Annotated in this window: 19 protein-coding genes; 6 read left to right on the top strand and 13 right to left on the bottom strand. The window is 39.5% G+C overall.

What is annotated here, in order from left to right:
• Positions 1 to 13 precede the first annotated feature (13 nt).
• Positions 14 to 676, bottom strand: a complete 663-nt coding sequence (locus tag J8Z28_RS18260; protein WP_250660698.1) for an FMN-dependent NADH-azoreductase — start codon at positions 674 to 676, stop codon at positions 14 to 16.
• A gap of 119 nt (positions 677 to 795) precedes the next feature.
• Here J8Z28_RS18260 and J8Z28_RS18255 point away from each other — a divergent pair, with 119 nt between their 5' ends.
• Both J8Z28_RS18255 and J8Z28_RS18250 read left to right on the top strand, forming a co-directional pair.
• Positions 796 to 1,644 (top strand): LysR family transcriptional regulator, encoded by an 849-nt coding sequence (locus tag J8Z28_RS18255; protein ID WP_250660697.1) that lies wholly within the window; start codon positions 796 to 798, stop codon positions 1,642 to 1,644.
• Positions 1,645 to 1,714: 70 nt separating this feature from the next.
• Positions 1,715 to 2,725 carry an alpha/beta hydrolase family protein gene (locus tag J8Z28_RS18250; RefSeq protein WP_250660696.1) on the top strand — a complete coding sequence of 337 codons (1,011 nt, stop codon included), beginning with the start codon at positions 1,715 to 1,717 and terminating at the stop codon, positions 2,723 to 2,725.
• 42 nt (positions 2,726 to 2,767) lie between these two features.
• Here the strand turns inward: J8Z28_RS18250 and J8Z28_RS18245 are convergent, their stop codons facing one another.
• The 5 genes from J8Z28_RS18245 to tmpT all read right to left on the bottom strand — a co-directional run bounded on the left by J8Z28_RS18245 (position 2,768) and on the right by tmpT (position 9,388).
• On the bottom strand, positions 2,768 to 3,820 hold the full coding sequence (locus tag J8Z28_RS18245) for a HupE/UreJ family protein (RefSeq protein ID WP_250660695.1): 1,053 nt from the start codon (positions 3,818 to 3,820) through the stop codon (positions 2,768 to 2,770).
• Between the two features lie 96 nt (positions 3,821 to 3,916).
• Complete coding sequence (locus tag J8Z28_RS18240; protein ID WP_250660694.1) at positions 3,917 to 5,125, bottom strand: DUF3500 domain-containing protein; 1,209 nt, start codon at positions 5,123 to 5,125, stop codon at positions 3,917 to 3,919.
• A 292-nt stretch (positions 5,126 to 5,417) separates the two neighbouring features.
• Complete coding sequence (locus J8Z28_RS18235) at positions 5,418 to 7,748, bottom strand: S9 family peptidase (RefSeq protein WP_250660693.1); 2,331 nt, start codon at positions 7,746 to 7,748, stop codon at positions 5,418 to 5,420.
• Positions 7,749 to 7,842: 94 nt separating this feature from the next.
• Positions 7,843 to 8,643 carry a DODA-type extradiol aromatic ring-opening family dioxygenase gene (locus J8Z28_RS18230; RefSeq protein WP_250660692.1) on the bottom strand — a complete coding sequence of 267 codons (801 nt, stop codon included), beginning with the start codon at positions 8,641 to 8,643 and terminating at the stop codon, positions 7,843 to 7,845.
• A gap of 112 nt (positions 8,644 to 8,755) precedes the next feature.
• Positions 8,756 to 9,388 (bottom strand): thiopurine S-methyltransferase, encoded by a 633-nt coding sequence (gene tmpT, locus J8Z28_RS18225; protein WP_250660691.1) that lies wholly within the window; start codon positions 9,386 to 9,388, stop codon positions 8,756 to 8,758.
• Between the two features lie 97 nt (positions 9,389 to 9,485).
• On the opposite strand from tmpT, the gene J8Z28_RS18220 reads away from it, so the two are divergent.
• Positions 9,486 to 10,367: a LysR family transcriptional regulator gene (locus tag J8Z28_RS18220; protein ID WP_250660690.1), complete on the top strand. Its 882-nt coding sequence runs from the start codon at positions 9,486 to 9,488 to the stop codon at positions 10,365 to 10,367.
• Here the strand turns inward: J8Z28_RS18220 and J8Z28_RS18215 are convergent.
• Positions 10,362 to 10,937, bottom strand: coding sequence for a DJ-1/PfpI family protein (locus J8Z28_RS18215; protein ID WP_250660689.1), 576 nt, complete (start codon positions 10,935 to 10,937; stop codon positions 10,362 to 10,364). The genes J8Z28_RS18220 and J8Z28_RS18215 overlap by 6 nt on opposite strands.
• Positions 10,938 to 11,063: 126 nt before the next feature.
• On the opposite strand from J8Z28_RS18215, the gene J8Z28_RS18210 reads away from it, so the two are divergent.
• A complete protein-coding gene (locus J8Z28_RS18210) occupies positions 11,064 to 11,768 on the top strand; it encodes a hypothetical protein (protein WP_250660688.1) in 705 nt (234 codons plus the stop codon).
• Positions 11,769 to 11,797: 29 nt separating this feature from the next.
• Here the strand turns inward: J8Z28_RS18210 and J8Z28_RS18205 are convergent, their stop codons facing one another.
• From J8Z28_RS18205 to J8Z28_RS18185, 5 genes are all read right to left on the bottom strand, one after another.
• Positions 11,798 to 12,775 (bottom strand): hypothetical protein, encoded by a 978-nt coding sequence (locus J8Z28_RS18205; protein WP_250660687.1) that lies wholly within the window; start codon positions 12,773 to 12,775, stop codon positions 11,798 to 11,800.
• A 1-nt stretch (position 12,776) separates the two neighbouring features.
• Positions 12,777 to 14,243, bottom strand: coding sequence for a DNA recombination protein RmuC (locus J8Z28_RS18200; protein ID WP_250660686.1), 1,467 nt, complete (start codon positions 14,241 to 14,243; stop codon positions 12,777 to 12,779).
• A gap of 229 nt (positions 14,244 to 14,472) precedes the next feature.
• Positions 14,473 to 17,616: a DEAD/DEAH box helicase gene (locus tag J8Z28_RS18195; protein WP_250660685.1), complete on the bottom strand. Its 3,144-nt coding sequence runs from the start codon at positions 17,614 to 17,616 to the stop codon at positions 14,473 to 14,475.
• Positions 17,617 to 18,031: 415 nt separating this feature from the next.
• The gene (locus tag J8Z28_RS18190) at positions 18,032 to 18,994 is read right to left on the bottom strand and encodes a hypothetical protein (RefSeq protein WP_062565464.1); all 963 of its coding nucleotides are present in this window, start codon (positions 18,992 to 18,994) and stop codon (positions 18,032 to 18,034) included.
• Positions 18,995 to 19,008: 14 nt separating this feature from the next.
• A complete protein-coding gene (locus J8Z28_RS18185) occupies positions 19,009 to 20,247 on the bottom strand; it encodes an AAA family ATPase (protein ID WP_250660684.1) in 1,239 nt (412 codons plus the stop codon).
• Between the two features lie 769 nt (positions 20,248 to 21,016).
• Here J8Z28_RS18185 and J8Z28_RS18180 point away from each other — a divergent pair.
• A complete protein-coding gene (locus tag J8Z28_RS18180; RefSeq protein ID WP_054563104.1) occupies positions 21,017 to 22,231 on the top strand; it encodes a hypothetical protein in 1,215 nt (404 codons plus the stop codon).
• A gap of 58 nt (positions 22,232 to 22,289) precedes the next feature.
• Here J8Z28_RS18180 and J8Z28_RS18175 read toward each other — a convergent pair whose 3' ends face one another.
• Positions 22,290 to 23,165, bottom strand: a complete 876-nt coding sequence (locus J8Z28_RS18175; RefSeq protein ID WP_250660683.1) for a DNA replication terminus site-binding protein — start codon at positions 23,163 to 23,165, stop codon at positions 22,290 to 22,292.
• A gap of 433 nt (positions 23,166 to 23,598) precedes the next feature.
• On the opposite strand from J8Z28_RS18175, the gene J8Z28_RS18170 reads away from it, so the two are divergent.
• Positions 23,599 to 24,948, top strand: a complete 1,350-nt coding sequence (locus J8Z28_RS18170) for a class II 3-deoxy-7-phosphoheptulonate synthase (protein WP_062565467.1) — start codon at positions 23,599 to 23,601, stop codon at positions 24,946 to 24,948.
• The last annotated feature ends 50 nt before the right edge of the window (positions 24,949 to 24,998 follow it).

The following is a 24,998-nucleotide window of genomic DNA, read 5'->3' as shown; positions in this document are numbered from 1 at the left end:
TTTGTTGTGTATCTTAATTTGCGTATCTAAGCGCTAATTGTTCTGCTTTAGCATAGGCATTAGTCAAAGAACGTTGATGTCTTTGGTCGTTAAATTCTTGATACTCACAGGCAATTTCATCAATGTGCTCAGCACCTAAATACTTACTCAAGGTTTTAATGTGCGGCACTAAATGGCTCATACTCTCGCGTATACCACCGACCTCAAAACCAAACTCACCCGTTGAGGTAATAACCAGCAAACGTTTACCTGTTAACAATGGTTGCAAAGGAAAATCCCCCCGCTGCAAGTCAAAATCAAACGTTTTATTGATCCTAACGATTTGATCAAACCATGCTTTTAATTGTGAAGGCATGCCATAGTTATACATGGGCGTTGATATCACTAAGGTATCAGCCTTAACCAACTCATTTATCAATTCATCTGATTCGGCCAGTACTTCTCTTTGCTCAAGTGTTAACTTGTTGGCTGGCGTAAACACAGCACCAATCCAAGATTGATTAATAAAGGAAGGTGGATTAATCCCAACATCACGATAAATATACTCAGCTATAGCATTATTTTGCTGTAAATGATTTACAAATTGTTTAGCAATATTTTTAGAGATTGAGTCGTGGTTAGGGTTTGCATTTTTAGCTGAACGCACACTGGCATCAATGTGTAGCAGAGTAGTCATAGTAAATACCTCATTAGTTAATGAGTTGGTATCATCAATAAATAAGGGATATTTAACAAACGAGTTATTATTCACTATAAGTAAGTTATACTCACCTATAAATTTAGGTGGGTTTAACTATGCACATATCATTACAAGCTTTAAAAGCCTTTGAGTCAGCTGCGAGACTAGGTAGCTTTAAAGCAGCCGCCGCTGAGCTTGCGATTACACCTACAGCGGTATCGCACCACATTGCGAACCTAGAAAGCCGCTTAAATATTGACTTATTTCATCGCGAAGTGAGAAAGATTACCTTAACTCCATCAGGCGAGTACCTGAGCAAAAACACAACTAGCGGCTTTAAGCTTATTTTTGCGGCAATAGAACAATTGAGCCAAGCACATAACCAAGTACGCATCACCACAACATCATCTCTAGCAGCCCTAAGATTAATACCCGCTTTAGATGAGCTTTATAGCGAGAAACCACATTTACAGCTTGATATATCAACCAGTGAAACTTTAGATAAGCAACTGCATACCTTGCCTGTTAGGTTAGGAAATAGTGAGGAAGTAAACAAAGCAGATATCATCAAATATGAGCGCTTTGATATGTTTGCGGCAAACGCGCAACAAAGCGCCCCTTGGCTTGATAAACAGGTTACTTTATACACCAGCCAATGGAAAAATAATGCCCTACCAGCCCCACCATTAACGCGGTGGCTCAAAGTAAATAACCTAAGTGATTCATGTTTCAAGGTAAAAACATTCGATCAAGAGCTGTTTGGTATAAATCAGGTGCTCGCCAATAAAGGTGTGGTGTTTTGCTCAAACACCTTAGTACAACCTTACCTAGATGCAGGGTTACTAACATCGTTTAATAGTCAAGATGTTGAATCAAAACTGTGTTACTACATTCCCGAAAAGTCTCGCTACGAAACATCTATACATAATATTGTGATTGAATGGCTTGAGCGGTTACTGAATTAATGATGTACAAATAACCATCATTTAAGTTACTGTGGTTTAGTAACTTTTAGTCACCAATAAGGATGTTGTTGTGTATAAATTACTACTCTTTGCCAGCCTATTTCTCACTGTTTTTTCTACCAGCGCAGCTAAAATTATCGATGATGAACACGTAACAAAAGAAACAGACTGCTTCACAGCTATCTTTGCTGACTATGATTCGTGGCATCAATTTATTGCGCAAAAGAATAAACGCAAAGCTAAAAACGAAGAAGCATACTTAAAGCGCATTAAAGCCTTTGAACAAACCTTTCCACAAGATATGTTCGATAACTTTAAAGCTAATTTAACCTGCCATAATTTTAAATATCAGGTCGATAATGTTGAGGTGCTTGGTTATATCATCAAACCTAAAGTCATCAAGAATAAGCTCCCGGTATTAATTTATAACCGCGGCGGTAACGGTAATTTTGGCAGTGTTTATTTTGCTGCAATGATGCGCAATTTATTTCCTTTAGCAGAGCAAGGCTTTGTGGTTATCGGCAGCCAATACCGCGGTACATTAACTAAAAATGATGATTTAGATGAGTTTGGTGGCAAAGATGTTAACGACGTACTTGCGCTTATAGATTTTATTCCTCACATAGCAGGTGCAGATGAAAGCCGCATTGGCATGTTAGGAGTAAGTAGAGGCGGCATGCAAACCCACCTTGCGATGCAACACACAAACAAGGTTAAAGCCATTGCAACCATTGCGGGGCCGACCGATTTAGTCAAAGAGCTTACGTTTAGACCTAACATGGAAAAAAACGTCTATGTGCGTCGTATTCCCAATTATAAAGAGAACAAACAAGCAGAGCTTGAAGCACGCTCTGTTATGAACTGGGTTGATAAGCTATCGCCAAAAGTGCCCATATTACTTATACATGGCAGTGACGATAAACGAGTATCGGTCGATAACTCAATTCAATTTGCCAAAGCGCTAGATAAGCATCAAATACCCCATAAACTTGTGGTGTATGAAGGTGATAATCACTTTTTAATGAACCATAAAGAACAACTTGAATCAGAGCTAGTTAATTGGTTTAACAGCTATTTGTAATTTTGTTTTGAAAGTAAAAAGGGCCAAATAAGGCCCTTTTCATTACACACTTCGCTCGATAATCCAATAGCTCGCAGCCGCCATTGCCAGCACTGATAATGTAATTCGAATAGCACTATAAAAATAAGTTCTGGCAAGCATTGCTAGCACGGGTACAACGCAAATAACGATCAGCAACTGCACAGTTTCAATACCCAGATTAAATGCAACCAATGCAACGATAATAGCCTGAGTATCAAACCCCATATGGCTCATTTCAATCGCGAATGCTTGACCATGGATAAGCCCAAAAATAAATGCTATCCACATAGCTGACTGCGAAAAAATCGGCCAGATTGCATTTAACGCCGAAACTAAAATAGAGGCCGCTACCAAAATCTCAATTGGCTTTGCAGGAAATGAAATATACCCAAGCGACGTCAGGGCTAGCGTTAATGAGTGTCCGAGTGTAAAGAAGGAGACAATTTTAGCTACCGACATAACACATTGGCGCATAGGTGCCACTGATTGCCAGCGCTTATTGGCACTAACTAGAGGGGCGGGCAAAATTAAGCACAATAAAAACAGCAAGTGATCTATACCCGCTGCAATATGGCTCATACCATTTACAAACATCAGCTTAAACTGAGACCATGCAGTAATTTTTTCAGGCTCTATAAATAAGGTTTCGCGCTGAAAGCGGATCAGCCCTATGGTTGCTATGTCTTGACTTGCTTTCAGTACTTCATGCATATCGTTGCGATACGAAACATAAATTTTGTGAGTAACAACTCGGTGTAAAATGGCATTGTAATGCAAAGAAAAACCACTGGTATCAAAATTATCTGGTTTGATAAATTGCATCTTCATTACCATAAAAAGTACGTTATCAAATTCATGGATAGCAAAATCATCAACCTTTTGTGCTGTTAACGGCTGAGAATTTTGTGTTGTGATACTTACATGTGTTTGCATGTAGTCTTGTAAAGCCGAGAAATTAACCTTATTTAGAGCATCACTTTGTGAAGGGAATAGGCTTTCATCAGCTAAACGTAATTGATCGAGGGGTAAATAAATTTCGAGTTCAATCTGTGGTTTATGTGTATCAATAAACACAGCACTCGTTGAAGCAGAATGAGCAAAGGCTTTTGTACAAAAGAGGCTGACCAAAAAGGTCAGCCCAAATAGGAGATTAATTACTGTTTTCATGGCTTATAAATTATTACCATAATCCCAGCTCTTATCCCTGAACATTGTATGGTAATGAGTTTCATCACTGATAATCACCCCATTTTGACACGCTACCTCAATCCAAAGGTTAGGGCCATCAATACGCATATAAGTCCCGGCAACATCCACATCAACACCTGCCGATTCAGTGCCAGCCCACGCAATGTAGGTATCTGCATAAGCAGAACTCGTTACATAGCTAAGCGTTAAGTTTTCAACCACTTCTTCAGGGTAGTCGTTGATCCACTGCTCGATTGCTGCTGTAACCAGTGCTTGTTGATCCTGCGTTAAACTTGAAACAAGTAACCCTTTACGATTATCACCTGTAGGGTAATCAGTTGGTAACGTACCACTCCCGTTATCTGGGCCCACTAATACATCAGAATAGCTTTCACCGCTTAAGTAGGCTTCTTCAAGTTCTGATTCACTTAACGAATCAAACATAGCAACGAGGGCGTCACCTTCATCAGCAAGTGGAGCATAGCTTGCTGAGTCTAGTTCAAAGCTGACTTTAGGCTCAGTACCAATATGGTTTGGCACAGGGTAACCATCGCCATTTAAGTAAGTAATGTTATAAGCTAAGTGGTGACCACCTAACTGCAACATCCAGTCGCCGCTCACATCTGGGTCGCCAAAAAACGCCAGATAATATTTACCAGATGAGTAAGCAGAACCACCACCTAGCTCATTTAAATAATCATCTGCAGCAATAACCCCTAAGAAATCTTGGTAGCCATCATCACTCAGTGCCGCTTTCGCAACCATCATCGCTGCTTCAAGTGATTCATCGTCTAATGCCCCAAGTTCAATACCATTACGACTTACATTGCCCGTCGGTAAGTTTGACCACACAGTTCTTGCTTCAGAGTCTGAATAATCAAGCTGTAAATCAGCTAGTTCATCTTCATCTAATGTGTCGATTAATGCATTTGCAGCACACACGAGTGACTCTAGACTGGTATCGAGCTCACAGTCACCTAGACTGATATCGCTGAAATCACTGACGCTAATTGAACCAGAGCTACTTGAAGAGCCACTGTTGTCAGTACCGCTGTTATCAGTACCACTGCTATCGCTAGTCGATGTATCTGTATCTGATGACGACGATGAGTCACTGTCACCACAAGCCGCTAAGTTTGCCAATAACGCAAGCACTGCCAGTGACTGCCACACCTTTTTACTTAATTTCATAACCAAATTCCCTGCATGAATTATTGATTAAAAAATTACCATAGAGCCAAGATTGAAAAGTGTAGAAAATGTGTAGATCAACAAGCAGATTATGGGGTTTTATTCACGAAATAAGCCCATCTAATGAGGCCTAAGGTCTAGTTTCATACTTTTAAATTGGTGCGAGTTATTTTGTGTTGCTCAATGCGAATAGCCCAAAATGTACCGCTTTTTATCTGTAACGGGGGTTTACAGTTTGCATAAAAAACCGCAGCTTAACGTCTAAGCTGCGGTATTTTTTAATAAAGCATATTTACTTGTTAAGTAGATGCTTTTCGAAGAAGTTAGCCATCATAGTGTGATAGTGAAGGGTAGTGCCTTTACCTTCTCGGAGGCTGTGAGAACGGTTCGGGTAAGAAAAAAACTCGAAATGTTTATTGTGCTTAACTAATTCGTTAATTAAACGCTCTGAACCTTGGTAGTGTACATTATCATCTCCGGTACCGTGGATCAGTAGCAACTTACCTTGCAGATCTTTTGCAAAGGTGATCGGAGACGTGTTGTCGTAACTTTCAGGATCGGTATTTGGGTTACCTGCATAACGCTCTTGGTAGATAGTATCGTACAAGCGAATATCTGGCACTGGGGCTGAGGCAATCCCAACTTTATATTTATCGCCATGGCGGAATAACAAATTAAGCGTTGAACTACCACCACCTGAGTGACCCCATACACCGACACGGTCGGTATCAATGACATCCCAACGTTTTACCATTGCATCTAGGGCGTCAACTTGGTCACGCACGGTTATAGAGCCTATTTTTTTGTAGATAGACTTACGCCAATCTCTGCCCTTTGGTGCGCGCGTGCCGCGGTTATCAACTGAAGCAACAATAAAGCCTTGCTGAGTTAGATACGACTTGTATAAGTAACTGTTACCTTCCCAGCGATCTTGTACTGTTGAGCCCCATGGCTCACCGTAAACATAGAAAACGATTGGGTATTTTTTGCTTTTATCCATATTCGCTGGGAACATGATGTAGCCATCAAGCTCAACACCATCGCGAGCATTAACCGTAAAGAACTCGTGAGTCGGTAATTGCTCAGTCGCTAATTTCTCTTTTAATGCTTTGTTCTCAACTAAGGTTTTCACATTACTGTGATCGCTTACTTTAATGATCTCTTTCATTGGTGGGGTGCCAAATTTAGAGAAAGTATGCATTGCCCAAGAGGTATCTTTAGACATGTAATAGCTGTTTGAACCATCAAATGACGCAGGCGTTACGCGCACCGGTTTAGAGCTGCCATCAAGCGAGGTACGGAATAAGTAACGCTGGCCCGGATCATCCGGTGATGCAGTAAAGTACATAACGTTTTTATCTTCGTTGAGCGCTAACATATCAATGATGTCGTACTCGCCCGGTGTTAAATCGACTATCGTTTTACCATCGCGAGATACACGGTACAAATGGCGCCAGCCATCACGCTCACTGTGCCAAATAAAGAACTTACCGTCTTTTGACCAGTTTGCTTTATAAAACCATTCAATAAAGGCATCGTCTTTATCTTCAAGAATTTTAGTCAGCTGTTGTTTTTGCCAGTCGAATAACCAAACCTTATTGTGACTTTGCGGGCGGTTAAGATCTTGGATCATCAAAGATTCACCTGTGCCTGCCCAGCTAATACGTGGAATATAACGATCGCGATTATCGCCACCTAGTTCAGCCCAGCGAGTTTTCTTATCGTTAAGACTGACCACACCCACTTTAACCGCAGAGTTCATCTCGCCGGCTTTTGGATACGGAAATTCTTTAAGGGTAGGGTAGAGATCATCGGTGTTATTGATCATGGTGAAGTATTTCACGCCACTGGTATCAAGCTGCCAATAGGCAATTGATTTGTTGTCTGGACTCCAGCGGAAACCATCACGAATGGTAAATTCTTCTTCGTATACCCAGTCAAAATTACCATTAACAATGGTGTCGTTACCGTCAGTGGTTAAGGCAGTCACAGCCTTGCTACCCACTTTTTCCATGTAGATGTTGTTATCACGCACGTAAGCTACTTTTGAGCTATCTGGTGAGAACTTAGCAAACATCAGCTTTTTCGCTTCGATGTTTTCGCCACCTAACTGATATAGCGAATCAGTTTCGAGGTTTAAAAGCCAAAAATCACCACGGCTACGTGAGCGCCACACTTGCTCGCCATTGCTAAAAACCATCAGCCATTTACCATCTTTAGACCATTGATAGCTTTCAACAGTGAGTGGCTCTTTCTCACCTTTTGGAATTAATTTTTCGTAGCTAACCAGTACCTTACGACCCGTCCCATCAGCGTTATAAAACACAATATCATTGCCTTTTACGCCGTGCTCATCGTCTTTAGCTTTGTCGTCTTGGTTGTTTTTATCGCTTTCGCGCTCTTCAAGTACCGTATAACCAGTACCATCATCGAGCCACGTAAAATAGGTGCTACGTTCAGCTTTAAAGTCTTTTTCTTTATAAATTTGTTCAAGCGAGAGCGGATTAGCCGTTGCGTTCACTGTTGCTGATGGGGTGCTTACTTGCTCTGTACTTGAGCATGCCTGCAAACCTAAACCCGCAACCACAGCAAACGCAAGGGTTGATGTTTTTATTATGTTCATTTTGTTGTTCCTAGGTTTTAACTTACTTAGCGTACCAAAATAAACTTATAAAATCTGAGCTTTTATCGTGTTATCAGGGGGGTTGAACTTAAACTCAATCGTCCCACAAGAACATACTAGCTTGCTTGTTGGCAATACGTAGTTCGTAGATATCACTACAAGGGCGCATCGCCGCACCATAGCAAACATGTAACGGCAATAAGTGCTCTTCACGAGGATGACTAAAACGCGCCGCAGGGGCCATTTGCCATTCTAATAACTTAGCTTGTCGCTGTTTTTCACTCAGCTCAGTATTACCACACACATTGACTAACCATTGCTCAAAAGCCATATTTTGCGCTTTAATTTCAGCGGTTTCAGGGGTGAAAAATGCGCGCATATTATGAAAAGTAAAGCCAGAACCAATGATCAATAAATTATCGTAATCAAGCTGTTGTAAAGCCTCACCTATCGCTAGGTGTAAGCTCGGCTCAAGGCTTGGATGTAACGACAATTGCACACAAGGTATATCTGCTTCTGGATACATAATTTTCAAAGGCACATACATACCGTGATCAAAGCCACGAGATGGGTTTAATGTGCTATCGATATTAGCTTTTGCCAATGCCTGATGTACTTTTTCGGCAAGGGCTGGTTCACCTGGGCTTGGGTACTCAATACTGTAAGCAGGCTCAGGAAAACCATAGTAATCATAAATTAACTCAGGAGTAGCGCTCGAAGTGATGCTAATAGGGTTCGCTTCCCAGTGCGCACTCACCATCAAAATAGCTGACGGCTTTTGAATTTTTGCAGCAATAGACTGCAAACAAGTGACCATATCGGCATGACTTGGATCGCCAAGTAAAGGCATAGGACCGCCGCCATGAGAAACAAAGAAAACGCGTGGCTTTTGCATAAATGTGCTCCTTAAATACACTTTTCACTATAGTGCACGCACAGAGATACAAAAACTAGCCAGAAAAACGCACAACTAGAGTGTGAATTTACACATTATGAGTTTGTAAGCACTAACTTAGACTCCAAGCTACGTTCATGGCAGGGACTTGCCCTCTTAAGCCACCTTCGAGAGGCTCTTTACACAGTAATGTAAGTTGATAAAAAGCATCGTAGTGCTGATGTAGCTCATCGGCGACCACACTAAACGGCGGACCCGAAAACTCACTTTGCTGATATTCAAATACCACCACTAATTGTTTAGCTCTATTAGTTAATTCAATTAAATGATGGGTATAGCGAATGCGCACTGGCTTTGGTAGCGCAACTAAAGCGGCACGGTCATAAACTGCGTTGATAGGGCCAAGATCAGCTGCAGTAAGTGCAAAAATATCACCTACCCAAACGGTTAGATTTGCGCCTTGGTAACGTAATAGTTCGCCGTGTTGGCTAACTTCGGGTTCTAGCTTTAACTCATCAAATAACTGCTTAATGGCTATCTCACTAAGTTCTGCCCCAACAACACGCATACCTTGCGCTAGCAAATAATGAATATCGTGAGTTTTTCCGCACAGTGGTACAAAAACAGTATCGCCTTGCTGCAAATTCAAGTTAGTAAAATACTGATCTAGATAACGGTTAACGTCTCCTTCATGAAAACCAATTTCGTTATTTTCCCAGCGTTGATGCCAATGCTTTGCGTCCATTAGTTGCTCCTAAAATGTTTCAATAAAAACATGATAACTAATTACAAAAGTGATAAAAATAGCAAGATAAACAAACTATGATTGCATAAATGAGAACATGATTGACGATATTGCCCTATTCATACAGATTGTTAAACAAGGTGGCCTAAGTAATGCGGCTGAGAGCTTGTCGTTGCCTACCGCAACTGTATCGAGACGCTTGCAACGACTTGAGCAACGCCTAGGCGAGCAGCTTTTAAATCGCTCAGCAAGGCAATGCACGTTAACACAAGCAGGAGAGGTATATTTTCAAAGTTATGTTGAATTAATTGAGCAGTTTGAACAAACTCACCGCCAGCTTAATGATCAAAAAGCACAATTATCAGGAAAGCTTAAAGTTTTAGCACCTCTGAATATTAGTCATGGTTTCTTAAAGCCGATGTGGCTCGCATTTACTAAACAGTACCCTGATATTCAACTTGAGTTATTGCTTAATAATAAAGTTGAAGATCTGAGTAAAAGCCAAGCTGATATAGCAATAAGAGTCGGGCCGCAGGCTGATTCTATCCTCCATCAAAAAAAGTTAGGCAGTGTTGATACCTTATTTGTAAGCACAAAAGCATACCTTGATTCGGCACCTACCATAGAAGAGCCAACTGATTTAAAACAGCATAGGTTAATTGGTACCACGTTGAGAAGTAAGTGGCAGCTAACCAATACACAAACAAATGCAACTTATACTCACATGTGCCGATTTGCTACTACTTTTAACGATACCGGATTTGTAAAATACTTAGTTTGTGATGAGCAAGGTATCGCTTTGTTACCTCGGTTTGAGGTTATAGATGAATTAAAATCTCAGCAGCTAGTTCAAGTACTGCCACACTGGCGAGGGGAAAAACGCGACATTTATGCCATCTGGCCAAGCGCACGTTTACTGAGTAAAAAGGCTGCCTGTTTAAAACAGTTTATAACTGACTACATGGCTGAGAAATTATAACGTCTGCCATTTATATTCCATCTGTTTGGCGGTCAGTAGGGCATGTTCGTAACTAATAAACTCAGCGACTAACGCTAGGCTCATATCAATGCCTGCATAAATTCCCCCAGAGCTGGTAAACTTACCGTCGGTGACCCAACGAGTATCTGAAATCACATTGAGCTTAGAAAACGTAGCAGCCAGCTCAGGTTGATCTTGCCTATGAGTCGTGACATTTTTACCGTTCAAAAGCCCTGTTTTGGCAAGCAAAAACGCTCCCGTACAAACACTCGCAACACGCTTGGTGTTAGTAGCTGTGTGTTTTAACCAAGTAATAACCTCTGCTTTTTCTAGCTCTCGTGTATGGTCGCCACCAACCACAACAAGGAGATCAAGCGAAGGGCAGTCAGCAAAGCTGTAATGGGGGTTTACACTATAACCACCGCGGGCAAGTACAGGACTATCACTTTTGGCAATTAAACTCACTTGCCAATCATTATTCGCTAGGCGCTTAGCAGTACTAAACACCTCAAACGGACCTGAGAAATCGAGTACTTCGGCATCATCATAGATGTAAATTCCAATATTCATACAATTATTCCTATTATGTGGATTTATTTCTCAAGTAAAAAAACGTACTATGCCATTTTTGCAGTTCGTTAATGACATATTATTAAATTGCGCACTGTATACAAACAAAACTTCAAGGCATTGTTAATGCGTTTTTTATTCTTATTGAGCGTGCTGCTGGTTGGTTGTAAAACAACACAGCAAAGCGTTGCTGAAATTAGTGAAGTATCGCCGGGCACTATTTATTTTCAGGGCGAAACATCAAAGCAAAATGTTGAAAAGTTCGAACAGTTATTAGTAAGTAGCGATCAACAAATCAACACCTTGGTTATTAATAGCCGAGGTGGTGATGTGATGGCGGGTTTACATTTAGGTGGCTTAGTTCATGAATATCAACTCGATGTTGTGGTACAGGAGCTTTGTGCATCGTCTTGTGCCAACTATGTACTTACCGCAAGCCCACATGTCCTCGTTGAAGAGCAAGCCGTTATCGGCTGGCATGGGGGCTCATTACAGCCATTATACGTGCCCATGGAGCAACCGCCTGAGGTCGCTAGCTATATAGCAAAATGGCAAGCCGCAGAGCGACAATTCTTCGATATCATTAATGTTGAACAGGCAGTTACTATCATAGGTATGATGCCTGGTATTACAGAGAAACGTGATTCTGCTATTTATAGTTACGACGCCCAAACCCTGAAGCGTTTAGGGTTGCATATTGAGTTTGCTGGTGCGCAAACAGGGATGTCAGCAAGTGGCGAAAAACTAGCGCAGGTATTCGAACTTGAAGAGTCTGTACTTAACCACTTTTTGATGCTCAACGATATTGTTTCAGCAGAACTTATTAACTAATAAAAAGCCAACATGAAGTTGGCTTTTTATTAGTTATGTTGGCTAAGCCAAGAGTGGATTTGTTTAGCACTTCTTGGTGACACTATTTCAGCACGACGTTTTAACTCTTTATGCCACGCCAGATCATTTAAAGCCGCATCACTTAATGGCGCGTTTCTGTCTGTGTTTTTTAGCACATAATAGGCGTCTACAACATCCGCAAGGCTAATACTATTGCTTGTAGCAAAGCGTTTAGACATTGACGCTAACGGCTTATTCAACGAACTATTAGCCGATAAAGGGATCAAGCTGTCCGCAGGGTATGATGATGGAAGACCATCGTTTTTCATCGCAGGCCAAACAGTGTATGTGGAGCCCGGTTTTTGCTGCTCAAGTAATGCAATAACAGAACTAAAAGGCGAAGCTTGATTGCTTATAACTACCGGCTTTTTAAACGTGTGAAATGCACCAAAGAGTAAGATTGCACGGCGCTGCTTAGCGAAAACATGCTGATTTATAGCCTCTAAATAGCCAGTTTCACGGCTACGCTCTAGCTTTTGCCAATCCTCTTTAGAGAGGGTTTGCCAGTTCATTGCAGGCTCAGCAAGGACAAGACGAACTTTATGTTCTCGGGAACTATTAAGCTGTTTTAACTTTAAAACTAATTGCTCATAAACATCATATTGCCATGCCATAAAATACAGGGTGTCGCGCCAAATGTGCCTTACGTCATCAATGCTTATATTCTGTTTGCTCAACAAATATTGATCAGCTAAATCTTGATACCGCGCATTACCAAACTCAACGACAAGATCATCAATCTGCTGCCAGTTACTAGGCTCATCTAAGTATTTAATAAGCCTAGTAACAACATGCTCGCTGCCATGAACATCACCAATCGCAACGAGTTTATTAGCGTGTAACGCTTTATTAAGTTGGCTGTCGTAATCATAATTTGCAGCTTTGACATTACTTGCAAAACATACAGATGCCAAGACAACAAACCCGATGCGCTTTAAAACCTGCATATTAATCTAACTCTAATTGGGCTTTTTCAACACTTTCTGCGGGTAATTCTTTTTGAACAGAAACCCCTAATTCTTTGAACTCAGAAGCTTGCTTAATTAAGTTTCCTTTACCGCGGTACAGCTGAGAAAACGCTTTATCATAGCTTTCTTTGGCGCGGTCTAATTGCTTACCAACCCCTTCCATACTGGTTAGGAAACCATTGAGCTTGTTGTAAAAACGCTCAGCACGGGCGGCAAGCTCTTTTGAGTATTTAGTTTGCTCTTCAAAACGCCACAGTTGTTTTACGATATTCAAGCTAGTCAATAAGGTCGTTGGAGTTGCAACTAAAATGTTTTTTTCGATTGCTTGCTGATAAATATCACTCTGGTACTTAAGCGCTTCAACAAATGCAGATTCTATTGGTACAAACATGATCACCACTTCGGGGGAGTTAATACCAGGTAGTCTGTCGTAGGCTTTGCTTGCTAACTCGTTTATACGTGATTGCACCGCCGTTACGTGCTCTTTAAGCGCTTGCTGCGCTTCAAGCTCTGTATCGGCATTTACATAGCGTGTATACGCGTTTAAAGAGGTTTTAGCATCGATAACTAAATGACGTTGCTGAGGTAAATACACCACAACATCTGGGCGTAAACGGCCATCTTCGGTGTTAAACGACACTTCTCGCTGATAATCTACTCCAGCACGCAGCCCTGCGCTGTCTAGTACATTTTCAAGCATTAACTCCCCCCAATTACCTTGGGTTTTCTTTTGCCCTTGTAATGCGGTACTCAGCCTATCTGCTTGTTCGGTGATAGCTTGGCTTTTAGCCTGTAAATGCAATAACTCCGTTTTTAGTGCTGCACGCTGCTTTAGATCTTCCACGTGGATCAATTCCATCTTATCGCGAAAGCCTTTTAGCTCTCCCTGAACCGGTTTTAAAAGTTGCTCAATACTTTCTTGGTTTAAGGTTTTAAAACGTTGCGATTTTTCTTCAAGGATTTGATTAGCGAGATTTTCAAACTCTTTTTTGAGTTGCTCTTTGCTTTCTTTGATATGACTAAGCTGCTCTTTAAAATGCAGTTCTTTTTGTTCTATAGTGCTTCTTAAGGTACTTAAATCAACATCGCGCTGATTGAGTGCAGCTTTAGTATCAGCAAGCTCAGCTTCAACTTGACGCCAAAACTGGTTGTATTGTTGTGCTTGTTTTTCTTGTTCTACAAAGCGGGTTTTAAAGTGTTGAGACTCATCACGTTGCTCAGCGTAATCTTGCTGTAACTGCGAAAGCGTAAGTTGGCTTTGTTCAAGTTGCAGCTGCTTTTGTTCTAAATGATTTTGCTGGATTTGCTGACTATTTTGCAGTTCGGTTAACTGATTTTTTAAGCGACTTTTTTGTAAGGCAAAAATAACACCACTTGCAACAGCACCTACAGCAGCACCAAGCACACCACTTTGCCAATTAATCTGTGCAATCAGCTCTGTAATCATAACGAAAACTCAATAACTTAAAGACACATCATCATAACGAATTAGTGCTCAGCAGAGTAGGGGGTTTAGGCATAAAAAAAGCCAGCTCAAAGTGAGCTGGCTCTAACATTACTAAAATTTAGTAACCAAATGGGAAATCAACATAATGCTTATGTAAACTGCAATTTAACAACAAGCATAATAATAGACGCCCCAAAATTTGATTAGTTCAAAAAAACTTTAAAAAAATTTAATTTTTTATCAGAGCAAGCATTTGCTCTTCATCAAACTGAGTGAAACTCATTGATTTTTCGGTAAATAATGCATCAACAAGGGCTTGCTTATGCTGCTGCATTTTAAATACTTTTTGTTCAATTGAGTTAGCCATAATCAATTTATAAACAAACACTGGGTTAGTTTGGCCAATACGGTAGGCACGATCTGTCGCTTGTTTCTCAACAGCAGGGTTCCACCAAGGATCAAAATGAATCACAGTATCGGCTTGAGTTAGGTTTAACCCTGTACCGCCGGCTTTTAAGCTAATTAAAAACACGGATGTATCACCTTGAGTAAACTCTTCGATAACACGGTCGCGGTGTCTTGTTTGCCCGGTAAGCATACTAAAACTGATGCCTAATTCATTTAATCGCTCTGCTATCACATCAAGTGCCATGGTGAATTGACTGAAAATAATCACCTTACGACCTTCGCTAAGCATGATAGGCAAATGCTTAGATAACCATTCAAGTTTAGCGCTACCAGCCTGTGAACTAGGGTCGATCAATTTTGGATGACAACAGATTTGTCTGAGCTTTAATAATGCATCTAAAAAGGCTAGCTTACTTTTTTGTACTCCTTGCTGTGCAAATAGGTCGACTAATTTCTGCTCTAAAGATTCAGTTATACCGTTGTAAATTTCTTTTTGTTTGCTCTCAAATTCAAACTCTTTAACTAGCTCAGTCTTCTCTGGTAGCTCTTGCGTTACCTGTGCTTTAGTACGACGCAAGATAAATGGCATGATCAACGACTTAAGTTCATCAGCTCGGGCAACGTCGTTATCACGCTCAATTGGCGTTTGAAAATAGCTCTTAAAATGTGCTTGCGAACCAAGTAAAGAAGGCATTGCAAAGTCGAGCAAAGATTTAAGCTCAAATAAGTTATTTTCGATAGGCGTGCCGCTTAAGCAGAGCTTAAAGTCAGCATTAAGGCGCTTAACCAAGCGTGAAACCTGCGCAGCGTCGTTTTTAATATATTGCGCTTCATCAAGAATGATGTTTTCAAAATACAGCGGCGAATAAAAGGCAATATCACGCTTCAATAGAGGATAAGTTGTTAAAATACAATCTGCTTGCGACAACTGTTGTAATTGGTCGCTGCGCGCAGCACCGAAGACGGTGGTAATTTTTAAGTTACTCGCAAATTTATTAATTTCACTTTGCCAGTTACCAACCAAGCTGGTTGGGCAAACAATTAACGTGGGGCCTGCTTGTGGTGATTGCTTGGCATTAGCTAAAAAGGCAATAACTTGTAGAGTTTTACCTAGCCCCATGTCATCAGCCAAAATACCACCAAGCTGGTGACGTTTTAAAAAGTTAAGCCAATCAACACCATGTTGTTGATACTCACGCAATTGCACACCCTGGTTTAAGCCTTGAATATCGGACTTTTTAATAAGCTGTTGTGAGCTATTTAATTCAGCTAGGTAAGCATCTAGAGCATCGTCAACAATATTAACCTTAATTGCTTTTTGCTCGATGAGCTTAGGCAAAAACGACAAAGGCATTAAGATTTCGTCACGGGTTTTAATATGCTCAAAACGTTCACGATAATCATTAAGCTGCATCATCGCGGCCTTTTCAACCACAGCAAAGCGTTTTCCTACAGTAAAGTAATAAAAACGCTCACTTTGTCGATTAAGCGATTGATAAGTATTGTTATCAGTGACAAACAACTGTTGAGTTTTAACACCAGAGATCACGATTTTACTAACTATCTGATGACCTTTACCACGCTCAACTTGCAGTGAAAGCTGTTTAAGGACTTTGCCGACGGCTAACTCATCATTAATTTTCCAACCGCGTTTTAATAAGTTTGGAATTATTTCAAACTTTAACCAGTGCTCATGAATAACCGATTGTTTATTAAAGATAAACTCTGTTTGTAAAGCCCCTTTACATAATTCAAAGCCAAGGTTAGTTAATTCATTTACAACGGTGTTTTCTAATGACTGGTTTAATATATCAGCTGGCGCATGGCTTAAATCATACAAAGAGTTTTGATAATTAAACTGCAATCCTAAGCGGATTGTGCCCTCGTCATTATTAATACTGATGACAGGGAATACAGTTCGAGCTAGGCTTTTTTTGCTTTCCTTAAATGCATGAGGGATCACACCTTCACCAAAATTATCATTGAGCTGTTGATAAACGCGGTCAAAGTTCTCTGTGTGAATAGCAGGCATATTGGCAAGTAGCGCTATTTCATCAGCCGTTAACGGAGTACGAATTCGGCCTACTTTTAGCTTTTCAGGGTCAAGGTAAGTAGGGGGCGTTGTTTTTAACAATAACCAATTATCTTGCCCAGCAAGCGTCATGCTCAATGACGTTAAGTCTTTGTTTTGTTTCCAATCAAACTCTAACGCTTGCATACTGTCAGCTTTAATTGCTTGGCGCGAACGGCCTAAAAACAAACGCTGGGTGGCAATTAATTGCTGTAGTGCTGCAAAGCCCCATTGACCTTTAAGCTCTAGTTTACCAAGGGCATTTTGAGAACGGATCCAGCTATATAACCGAAAATCCGATTCTAATAAATCAGTGGGGGTTACAAAACTATTTAATTGCTGCTCGGTAAGGTTACGACCAAGCGTATAGTTATGCTCAGCGTCATAATTAGCTATTTTAGGGGTAAGGGTTACAACTGATTTCTCTACATCAAGAACAAATAATAAAACCTGTTTGGCATTGTCACTAGCAACTTGCTTAAGGGTTTTTAGCTCACTAAACCAATCGTTAATGATGTAGTCTTCACCATAGTCACCTGAATGTTCAATTTTGAGTTTTAGGAGCACAGCTGCAATATGACGGCATTTAGTTTTAGAGCCACAAGTACAATGCGAATCAACCGAAAAACCACTTGGTAATTTACTGATCTCAATATGCTGAGTAAAAGTATTCCCTTCGTTACCAAACATAGATGCATCAATAACGCTAAAATCACTGTTATGTTCTAACCAGTTGATTTGGCCGTTCTGGTGATACTCTTTTGCTTTACTTAACACATGCGGCTTAAATAGCTGTTTAATGAAGCGCTCAGACAGAGGAAACTGAGTTTCTTGCTCTTGTTTGATTTCTTCAAAGATAGCTAATAAGTCATTTTTGGATAAGTTAGCAGACATAACGCTTTTGGCAGTAAAAACAAAAAATAATTCTGCCAGTATATGATCTATCGGACCAGAGCTAAAGCACTATTGAGCAATATTGGACTGGTTGGAGCTGATAACTTGGTAAAAATCTGCTTTAAAATAAAATCAAAGCTGAAAACTGACATGCTGAGTATTTAACAAACAACAATCGCACAAGATATAAACAGGTTAATAACAAGGTAGGGGCTTTACAGATCAATTTTTTACTAAGCAATCTAATTATGAGAGTAAAAAACCTGTAAAGGGGTTATTAGTTGGTAAAAAACTGATCTGAGAGTGTAATAAGTACCAATTTTACTGGTAATAGATCAATATTTTACTAACGAAAGGGAAGGGGAGATCACGCTTTTACTAACAGTAAAAGCGTGAGAGATCATTCTTTTACTAACTAATTAAAGCTATTTAATAGCTTAGTTAGCTGCTCTAAGCGTTTGTCTGTCATCACTTTATTATCGATTTTCACAGATAAATCACCGCTTTTTATGTTACGTTGTACGCTGACAAACTCACTATCAATAAGGGCTTCACGACGGCTTGGCGCTGCTGGCTCAGCAGTTAATAGCTTGGTAATTGCAAGAGCACGTTTATCATCGCTGCTGATTTGCGCTATTTCGCTATCACTACTTACGTCATTTACAAGCTTGGTAAACAGCTGCTCATCACGCTCTTTGGCACTAATAAGCTTTTTAGCTACTTCACGGCCAACATGATTCGCAGTTGGGTAAAGACTTAAAACCTCAGAAGGTAGATTCTCAAACGCTTTAATAGCATCAGCAATAGCAGTGTGTGATACACCTTCAATTGCCGCAATCTCACGATAAGAGCCTTTTTTCCCCTCAGCAATAAGCTCATCACGGGTCTGTTGATATGCTTGACCTAGCTCCCATAGACTTGGGGCAATGTATTGATCAGATGATACAGCAAGAATTTTAGCATCTTGATCTGTGAAATCTTCAGAGCTTAAAACTAAGTAATCAGAGTTACTTAAGATACATGCTTTTCGACGACGAGAACCTGCTAATACAAGCATTTCGTCACCTTTATCCCAACATAGGGCAGGGTGCTGGTTACGGCCGTCTTCGGCAATTGCAGGAAGGATATCGGCAACTGACTTTTCATTTAGTAATGATTGTACACGGCGGTTTTTACCATAGACCTTTGTTTTAGCTTCAATTTCTGAGCTTGGAATAACCTTACACACCAAAGTAATTTGACGTGTAGGATCGCTTGGAGCAGGCATACTGATAACATCACCAGCTGAAGCTTGCTCTAGCAAAGCATCTAGACTGCTACTTTCGATAGACGTTGAAAAAGGGTCTAAGCTGGTATCGTTTTTACGTTTTTTAGCCATTTTTATTAATTACCTTACTTAGCTGTATTTAGAGACGATTGAGTTGACTGCCAATTAGAACGGATCAGCATTTCAAGTTCATCAACAACATCTTTGATATTTTCTTGCGCACGAAGTAGTGACTCACGACTAGCTAAGCTATCTGACGTTTTTTGATCAAAAATGGTATTAAAAGAAGATGAGCTGGCGGTAATTGCCGAGCTATGATTAATTGGGTAACTCATTACTTGACGACCAAATGCACTACGAACATCTTTAACGATGTCGCGCTGTGAATGGTTCCCTTTAACATAGTTAGTTACTAAGAATTGCATGAAGTCCCAACCTTGGTGGCCAAGCGCAGCAACTGTATGGTAAATCTCGCCTAATCGCTTTAAGTATTTATTGTTTGCATCAAAGTCTACAGCTTCAGGATGAACTGGGATAAGCATCGATGTAGAAGCCATTAATGCATTATAAAACATAAAGTTAAGTGATGGAGCTGTATCAATTAGAATAATATCAAATTGATCTTTTACCGGTTCAATAACTTTTTCGAGCAGTTTATGATAGTGACGTGTTTTATCGTAACTAGAGCTATCTTTTAATAAAGTTGCTGTTTCATGCTCGAAATAAAAGTCATCCATACCTGAAGGTAAAATGCGAATATTAGGTATATGGGTAGGTAAGAAAGAGTTCGATACTAACTCATCCCAGGTTTCATTTTCTTCAAGCTCAATGCAATCACGCATTAAGTCGCCCACAGTAATTGGGTCTGGCTCACTAGGTGGGAAAAAGCTTGATGAAGAACCTTGTGGGTCAAGGTCAATAATACCAATTCTGTATCGTTTAATATTGGTAGTAGCAAGTGCAGCGGCAATGTTCACAATGCTGGTAGTTTTACCACAACCACCTTTTAATGAGTTAATAACGATAACTTGTAATTTATCATCAACTGTACGGTGATCAGGCTTAATATCCATGATATCAGCCATAGCAAAGATATTTACTAAGGTATAAGCGTAGTGGCCATTTGCACCACGTTTGATATCAAGTGCATCAAAATCACCATTATCATGACGTCGTTTTAAGGTACGATTATTACAGCCTAATAAGTCAGCGGCTGCTTTTTGCGTATAAGTACGAAGTTCTTTTTCTTCAGACTTTAAATGGGCACGATAATGTTGAATACGTCCTTCTAGCGATTTTTCAGCAACTTCTGCTGTCGCTTTTAGTAACCTATAAGTGGCTAGCGCATTATTATTGATAGACATACTTTCTTCCTCAAAGTTATGCTTTAAGTATAATGTCCATTAAAATTGCTGTAAACAAGTATTTAAGGCGACATACCTTTTATTTATAAGACATTTAATAAAAATTTGTAACTTTACTGATGCTAAGTATAAATAAGTAAGTTTAATATCGGTTAAGTATATAGGTATATAAGGTTAAGATGCTAAAATAGTGAAATATATGACTGATTTCATTGAATATTTACTAAAAAGCCAGATCGTGATTTTACTTGGTAAAGATCAGATCTTTAATGACTCGCAGATCAGCCAATTACTAAGCAAAAAATGAGCCTTCGACTTATGCACAGTTTAACCACTGGTTTACTCACAAAAATAGTGGTGTAGATCAACTTTTTACTAACTAAATTATAAAGTTATGCACCGAGAGCATGACTAAAATGCAGAATAAGTTGGTATGGATCTGATCTATAGTTGGTACAGATCAGATCTATGCTAACTTAAGAGCTGTTTATCCACATGGAGTTTTAAAAAAGCGATTTATGTCGTGTTAAATCGCTTTAAAAAGGTGATTAACAGGACATAATTTGAACTGAGTTAGTAAAATCGCGACCTATCAACTATAACTTAGTAAAAATCTGATCTGAAAATCAGCAATTACGAAACAGTTAGTATAAACTTGATCCGAAGAAATTAATTATGATCGGATCAAGTTTATACTAACTTAAACATTTAACTTTTGAAGTTTTATGTGTTGTTATTAACTGTCGAAGAAAAATTGGAAATAAGAACAATGAGCCGAAAGGTCAACATCTCGGTAGATAACTTACCCGATACATTACGCGGGCAGATCCACGGGGTGGAAAGTGCAATAGATAATGAAAGTCTTGCACTATTTACAGACAACAAAGATGTGCGTGTTTCAATTGAAAATGCTGCACATGGTTTGAGAGCTTACTCAAATACATTTAATCATTATGATCTATGGGGACGATTTGTCCGTTCTGGTCATAAGAAGCTTCCGGTTGAAGAAGCACCAAAGAAAACCATCGTTACACGAAAAATCTCTGAAAAAGTAGACGGCATTCTTTATGATGGTGAAATCAAAATTACACCAGCGGTAGTAAGCACAAGAAAAGATGGTGAAGATGTTGAATATCTTGTTTGGCCATCTGATCGTGAAGAAAAGGTCGAACGTGCCTTAATTCGTTTAGCCTCAAAAGGTAAAATTGTAAAAATCAATTTTAAGTCTGGTATTCAATACGCGGTTGTTTTTTCAATGAATGAATTAGCGCAAGAGCTGAAAGCTGTTGGTCAGTCGATGCCTTATCCGCAAATCAAAGAATCATTAGAAGCATTACAAGGTTCTAAACTTTCTTTTAAATATTCAGCAACAGATACTCGTAACTCTGATATTGATGACTCATTTTACGAATCGAACATGAACTTTTTATCGTCGCTTCATTTTAGTGGCAAAAAAGGTCAGGGTGGTAACGTAAAATGTGTAGCTTGTTTGAATGCCTTCGTTCATAACATGATCGACAACCTTGAATACAAAGGTTACTATTTTAATAGTGCTCAAGAATTAAAACGTGGTTTATCTCGTTGGATGATGCTTCGTTTATATCATCTATGGCGTTATGCGGCACCGGGTAAGACCTACCATTTCCGACTATTATCTATTATGGAAAAATATGGCTCTATTTATTCAACAGACGAAATTACCGAGAATAAATTAAAAGCTTTGCGTCGTGATATGACTACGACAATGAAAGACTTAATTGAGAAAGGTGCAATCTCTGAATATAACATTACCAATGTCAAAGATGACAAAACGGGTAATATTATTGATTACACATATGAGATGCATCCATCTGATCAATTTTGTGATGAGATTCTTACGCTTAATAAGCATAACAAACGAATCGAAATTCAAGGTGGGAAACGCATTGTTGAAAATGCAGTTTTAATCGATGAAGATAAAATTGAAGAAATAGTCGAAGACTAATTTCTTTAATACTACTAACTACAAATAAAAGGCCACTGATGTGGCCTTTTTAACATAATCAATCTGTTACTTGTTCTAAGTAAAGTCTATCAACTAAGAAATCATATTCTCTTTTTCGAGGATGACTTTCTGGTTTTTGATAATCAGTTAATGTACCCAGTTTTACATCTGGTTCTGGGTTTATCAAAATAAAAGGTAAAGCAGCACTAACATGATATCGGTTTTGAGCTGTATACCTCACATTAACTTGTGGACTAACTCTTGTTGGTCTACGAATTCGTAATTTTTCTTTATCACCTAAACTTGCAACACGACTTTGTTCTTGTGCAACTAGCGCTTGCCAAGAGTGTTGGTCGATCATTCTTGGATTAGAATAACTAGCCGATTTATCGAGCATTGCTAAGGCCATTTTTTTAGTTAGCGTTTTAGTTGAGTGTTTGTGCATCCAAGTAAAACGAACAGAGTAGGGCGATTCAGTTTCAAAATGGATCTTACGATATGCAGCAAGTGTAATGAGATTAGGCACAGCATTGTGAACCGCTTCAAATCGCGCATCATTATTATCGATAGCTATTACACTATTTTTAAAATCAGCTTTGGCTTTATTTAACTGATTTATCCTTGCAATGAAATGTTGCTTATCGACATCTTTTAAAACTAATAAACCTGGATGTCTTTTTAATACTCGACTACTTAATCCTGTCTTTTTATAAAAATCACCAAAGGAATTTAGAATTAACTTATGAGCATCATCGCCTTCAATTTTTTGTACACTAATTGAAGAAGGGACTTTCTTTTCGTCGTTTATGTCGATATCTGGCAATTGATAATATGATGCCTTATGAAAACCCACTTCCTTTAATTCTTCACAAAACAAATGAGTTAACTCACTTACTAAATCAAACTGACTGCGTATTTCTAACTTCGTACTCATAGGAACACATCTTACTTATTGTTAGTTCAATTGTAACCTTATCCTTTGGTATTTTGTAGTTTAAATTTTCCACATAGCTGACCTTACATTTTAATAAAATTTAGTATGATGTGTTCCTCCCATTCCAATAGTACAAGTTTTTAATTTGATCAATGTAGAACTCAAAAAGTATATTTTAAGCATGTAAAGCTGAGGTTACAGTAAGGCTTTAACTAGGTAAGATGTGTTCTTGTGCTGTGCGGTAACGAATAAGGTGTCAAAGATGTGTAACTGACTGGTTTGAAACAATAAAATGTTGGAACCCTAATTGTTAATATCGAAACTATTTATCAAATAACGAAATAATCGTAAATAGCTGAATATTGTCCTTGAACTTAGTACGTGCAATAAGTTAGTTTTCGTTAACGGTCTATGTTAGGAATGAGGAAAGAACATGCAATCGTGGAACCCAGACAGCTGGAGAAAACTGCCGATACTTCAGCAGCCAGAGTACCCAGATCAAGAAGCCCTTAAATCTGTTGAAGGGCAATTAAAAAGCGCACCACCTTTGGTATTTGCCGAAGAGACGCGTAGCTTATACAAACAACTAGAAGCTGTATGTGAAGGTAGAGCCTTCTTATTACAGGGTGGTGATTGTGCAGAGTCATTTAGTGACTTTAATGCCGCAAATATCCGCGATACATTTAAAACACTTTTACAAATGGCCGTTGTTTTAACTTATGGTGGTAAATGCCCTGTAGTTAAAATTGCGCGTATGGCAGGTCAGTACGCTAAGCCTCGCTCATCAGATTATGAAACAATCGATGGTGTTTCATTACCTTCGTACCGTGGTGATATCATCAATAATTTTGAATTCACAGAGCAAGCCCGTGTACCTGATCCACAGCGATTGATGACGGCATATCATCACAGTGCTGCAACGCTAAATTTATTACGCGCATTCGCACAAGGTGGTTTAGCCGATTTACACCAAGTAAACCGTTGGAACATGGGTTTTGTAGCAGCAAATCCGCTTAAAGAAAAATACCAACAGCTAGCTGACAGAATTCAAGATGCGCTTGAATTTATGGAAGTGTGTGGTATCGACTCAACCGTTGCACCGAGCTTAAAAGAAACAGACTTATTTACATCACACGAAGCGTTGTTATTAGGTTATGAAGAAGCACTAACACGCCGTGACCACTTATCAGGTGATTGGTACGATTGTTCTGCACACTTTGTTTGGATTGGTGAACGTACACGTCAACTTGATCATGCACACATCGAATTCTTTAAAGGTATTAAAAACCCTATCGGTGTGAAAGTTGGCCCGAGCATGGACCCAGATGAGCTAATCAAACTTATTGATGCAGTTAACCCTGATAACATTCCAGGTCGCTTAACGTTAATTACACGAATGGGCGCTGATGTTCTTCCAGAGAAACTACCGGCACTTGTACGTAAAGTACAACAAGAAGGCCGTAAAGTTATTTGGAGCTCAGATCCAATGCATGGTAATACAGAGAAAGCAAGCTCAGGTTATAAAACGCGTAGCTTTAATAATATTCTTCGTGAAATTAGCCAGTTCTTCGCAGTACACAAAGCTGAAGGTTCATACCCAGGTGGTGTTCACCTTGAAATGACTGGCCAGCACGTGACTGAATGTACTGGTGGTGCGTATGGATTATCTGATGAAGATTTAGCACAACGCTACCGCACACAGTGCGACCCACGCTTAAATGCGGATCAAGTTTTAGAACTAGGTTTCTTAGTTGCTGACTTATTAAAAGACGCACGTAAGTAACACTAAGTTATTCAAAAAAGGCTGCATATTGCAGCCTTTTTTAATGTCCG

Source organism: Pseudoalteromonas sp. SCSIO 43088 (assembly GCF_023650795.1).
Taxonomy (GTDB): Bacteria; Pseudomonadota; Gammaproteobacteria; order Enterobacterales; family Alteromonadaceae; genus Pseudoalteromonas; species Pseudoalteromonas shioyasakiensis.
This window is presented reverse-complemented; position numbering and strand designations above follow the sequence as displayed.

Coding starts and splice junctions, on each gene's coding strand:
- tmpT (WP_250660691.1), bottom strand. CDS start 9,388: ATGGACGCAAAGCATTGGCATCAACGCTGGGAAAATAACGAAATTGGT.
- J8Z28_RS18180 (WP_054563104.1), top strand. CDS start 21,017: ATGAGCCGAAAGGTCAACATCTCGGTAGATAACTTACCCGATACATTA.
- J8Z28_RS18195 (WP_250660685.1), bottom strand. CDS start 17,616: ATGTCTGCTAACTTATCCAAAAATGACTTATTAGCTATCTTTGAAGAA.
- J8Z28_RS18175 (WP_250660683.1), bottom strand. CDS start 23,165: ATGAGTACGAAGTTAGAAATACGCAGTCAGTTTGATTTAGTAAGTGAG.
- J8Z28_RS18215 (WP_250660689.1), bottom strand. CDS start 10,937: ATGAATATTGGAATTTACATCTATGATGATGCCGAAGTACTCGATTTC.
- J8Z28_RS18200 (WP_250660686.1), bottom strand. CDS start 14,243: ATGATTACAGAGCTGATTGCACAGATTAATTGGCAAAGTGGTGTGCTT.
- J8Z28_RS18230 (WP_250660692.1), bottom strand. CDS start 8,643: ATGCAAAAGCCACGCGTTTTCTTTGTTTCTCATGGCGGCGGTCCTATG.
- J8Z28_RS18190 (WP_062565464.1), bottom strand. CDS start 18,994: ATGGCTAAAAAACGTAAAAACGATACCAGCTTAGACCCTTTTTCAACG.
- J8Z28_RS18170 (WP_062565467.1), top strand. CDS start 23,599: ATGCAATCGTGGAACCCAGACAGCTGGAGAAAACTGCCGATACTTCAG.
- J8Z28_RS18260 (WP_250660698.1), bottom strand. CDS start 676: ATGACTACTCTGCTACACATTGATGCCAGTGTGCGTTCAGCTAAAAAT.
- J8Z28_RS18205 (WP_250660687.1), bottom strand. CDS start 12,775: ATGCAGGTTTTAAAGCGCATCGGGTTTGTTGTCTTGGCATCTGTATGT.
- J8Z28_RS18210 (WP_250660688.1), top strand. CDS start 11,064: ATGCGTTTTTTATTCTTATTGAGCGTGCTGCTGGTTGGTTGTAAAACA.
- J8Z28_RS18255 (WP_250660697.1), top strand. CDS start 796: ATGCACATATCATTACAAGCTTTAAAAGCCTTTGAGTCAGCTGCGAGA.
- J8Z28_RS18240 (WP_250660694.1), bottom strand. CDS start 5,125: ATGAAATTAAGTAAAAAGGTGTGGCAGTCACTGGCAGTGCTTGCGTTA.
- J8Z28_RS18220 (WP_250660690.1), top strand. CDS start 9,486: ATGATTGACGATATTGCCCTATTCATACAGATTGTTAAACAAGGTGGC.
- J8Z28_RS18235 (WP_250660693.1), bottom strand. CDS start 7,748: ATGAACATAATAAAAACATCAACCCTTGCGTTTGCTGTGGTTGCGGGT.
- J8Z28_RS18185 (WP_250660684.1), bottom strand. CDS start 20,247: ATGTCTATCAATAATAATGCGCTAGCCACTTATAGGTTACTAAAAGCG.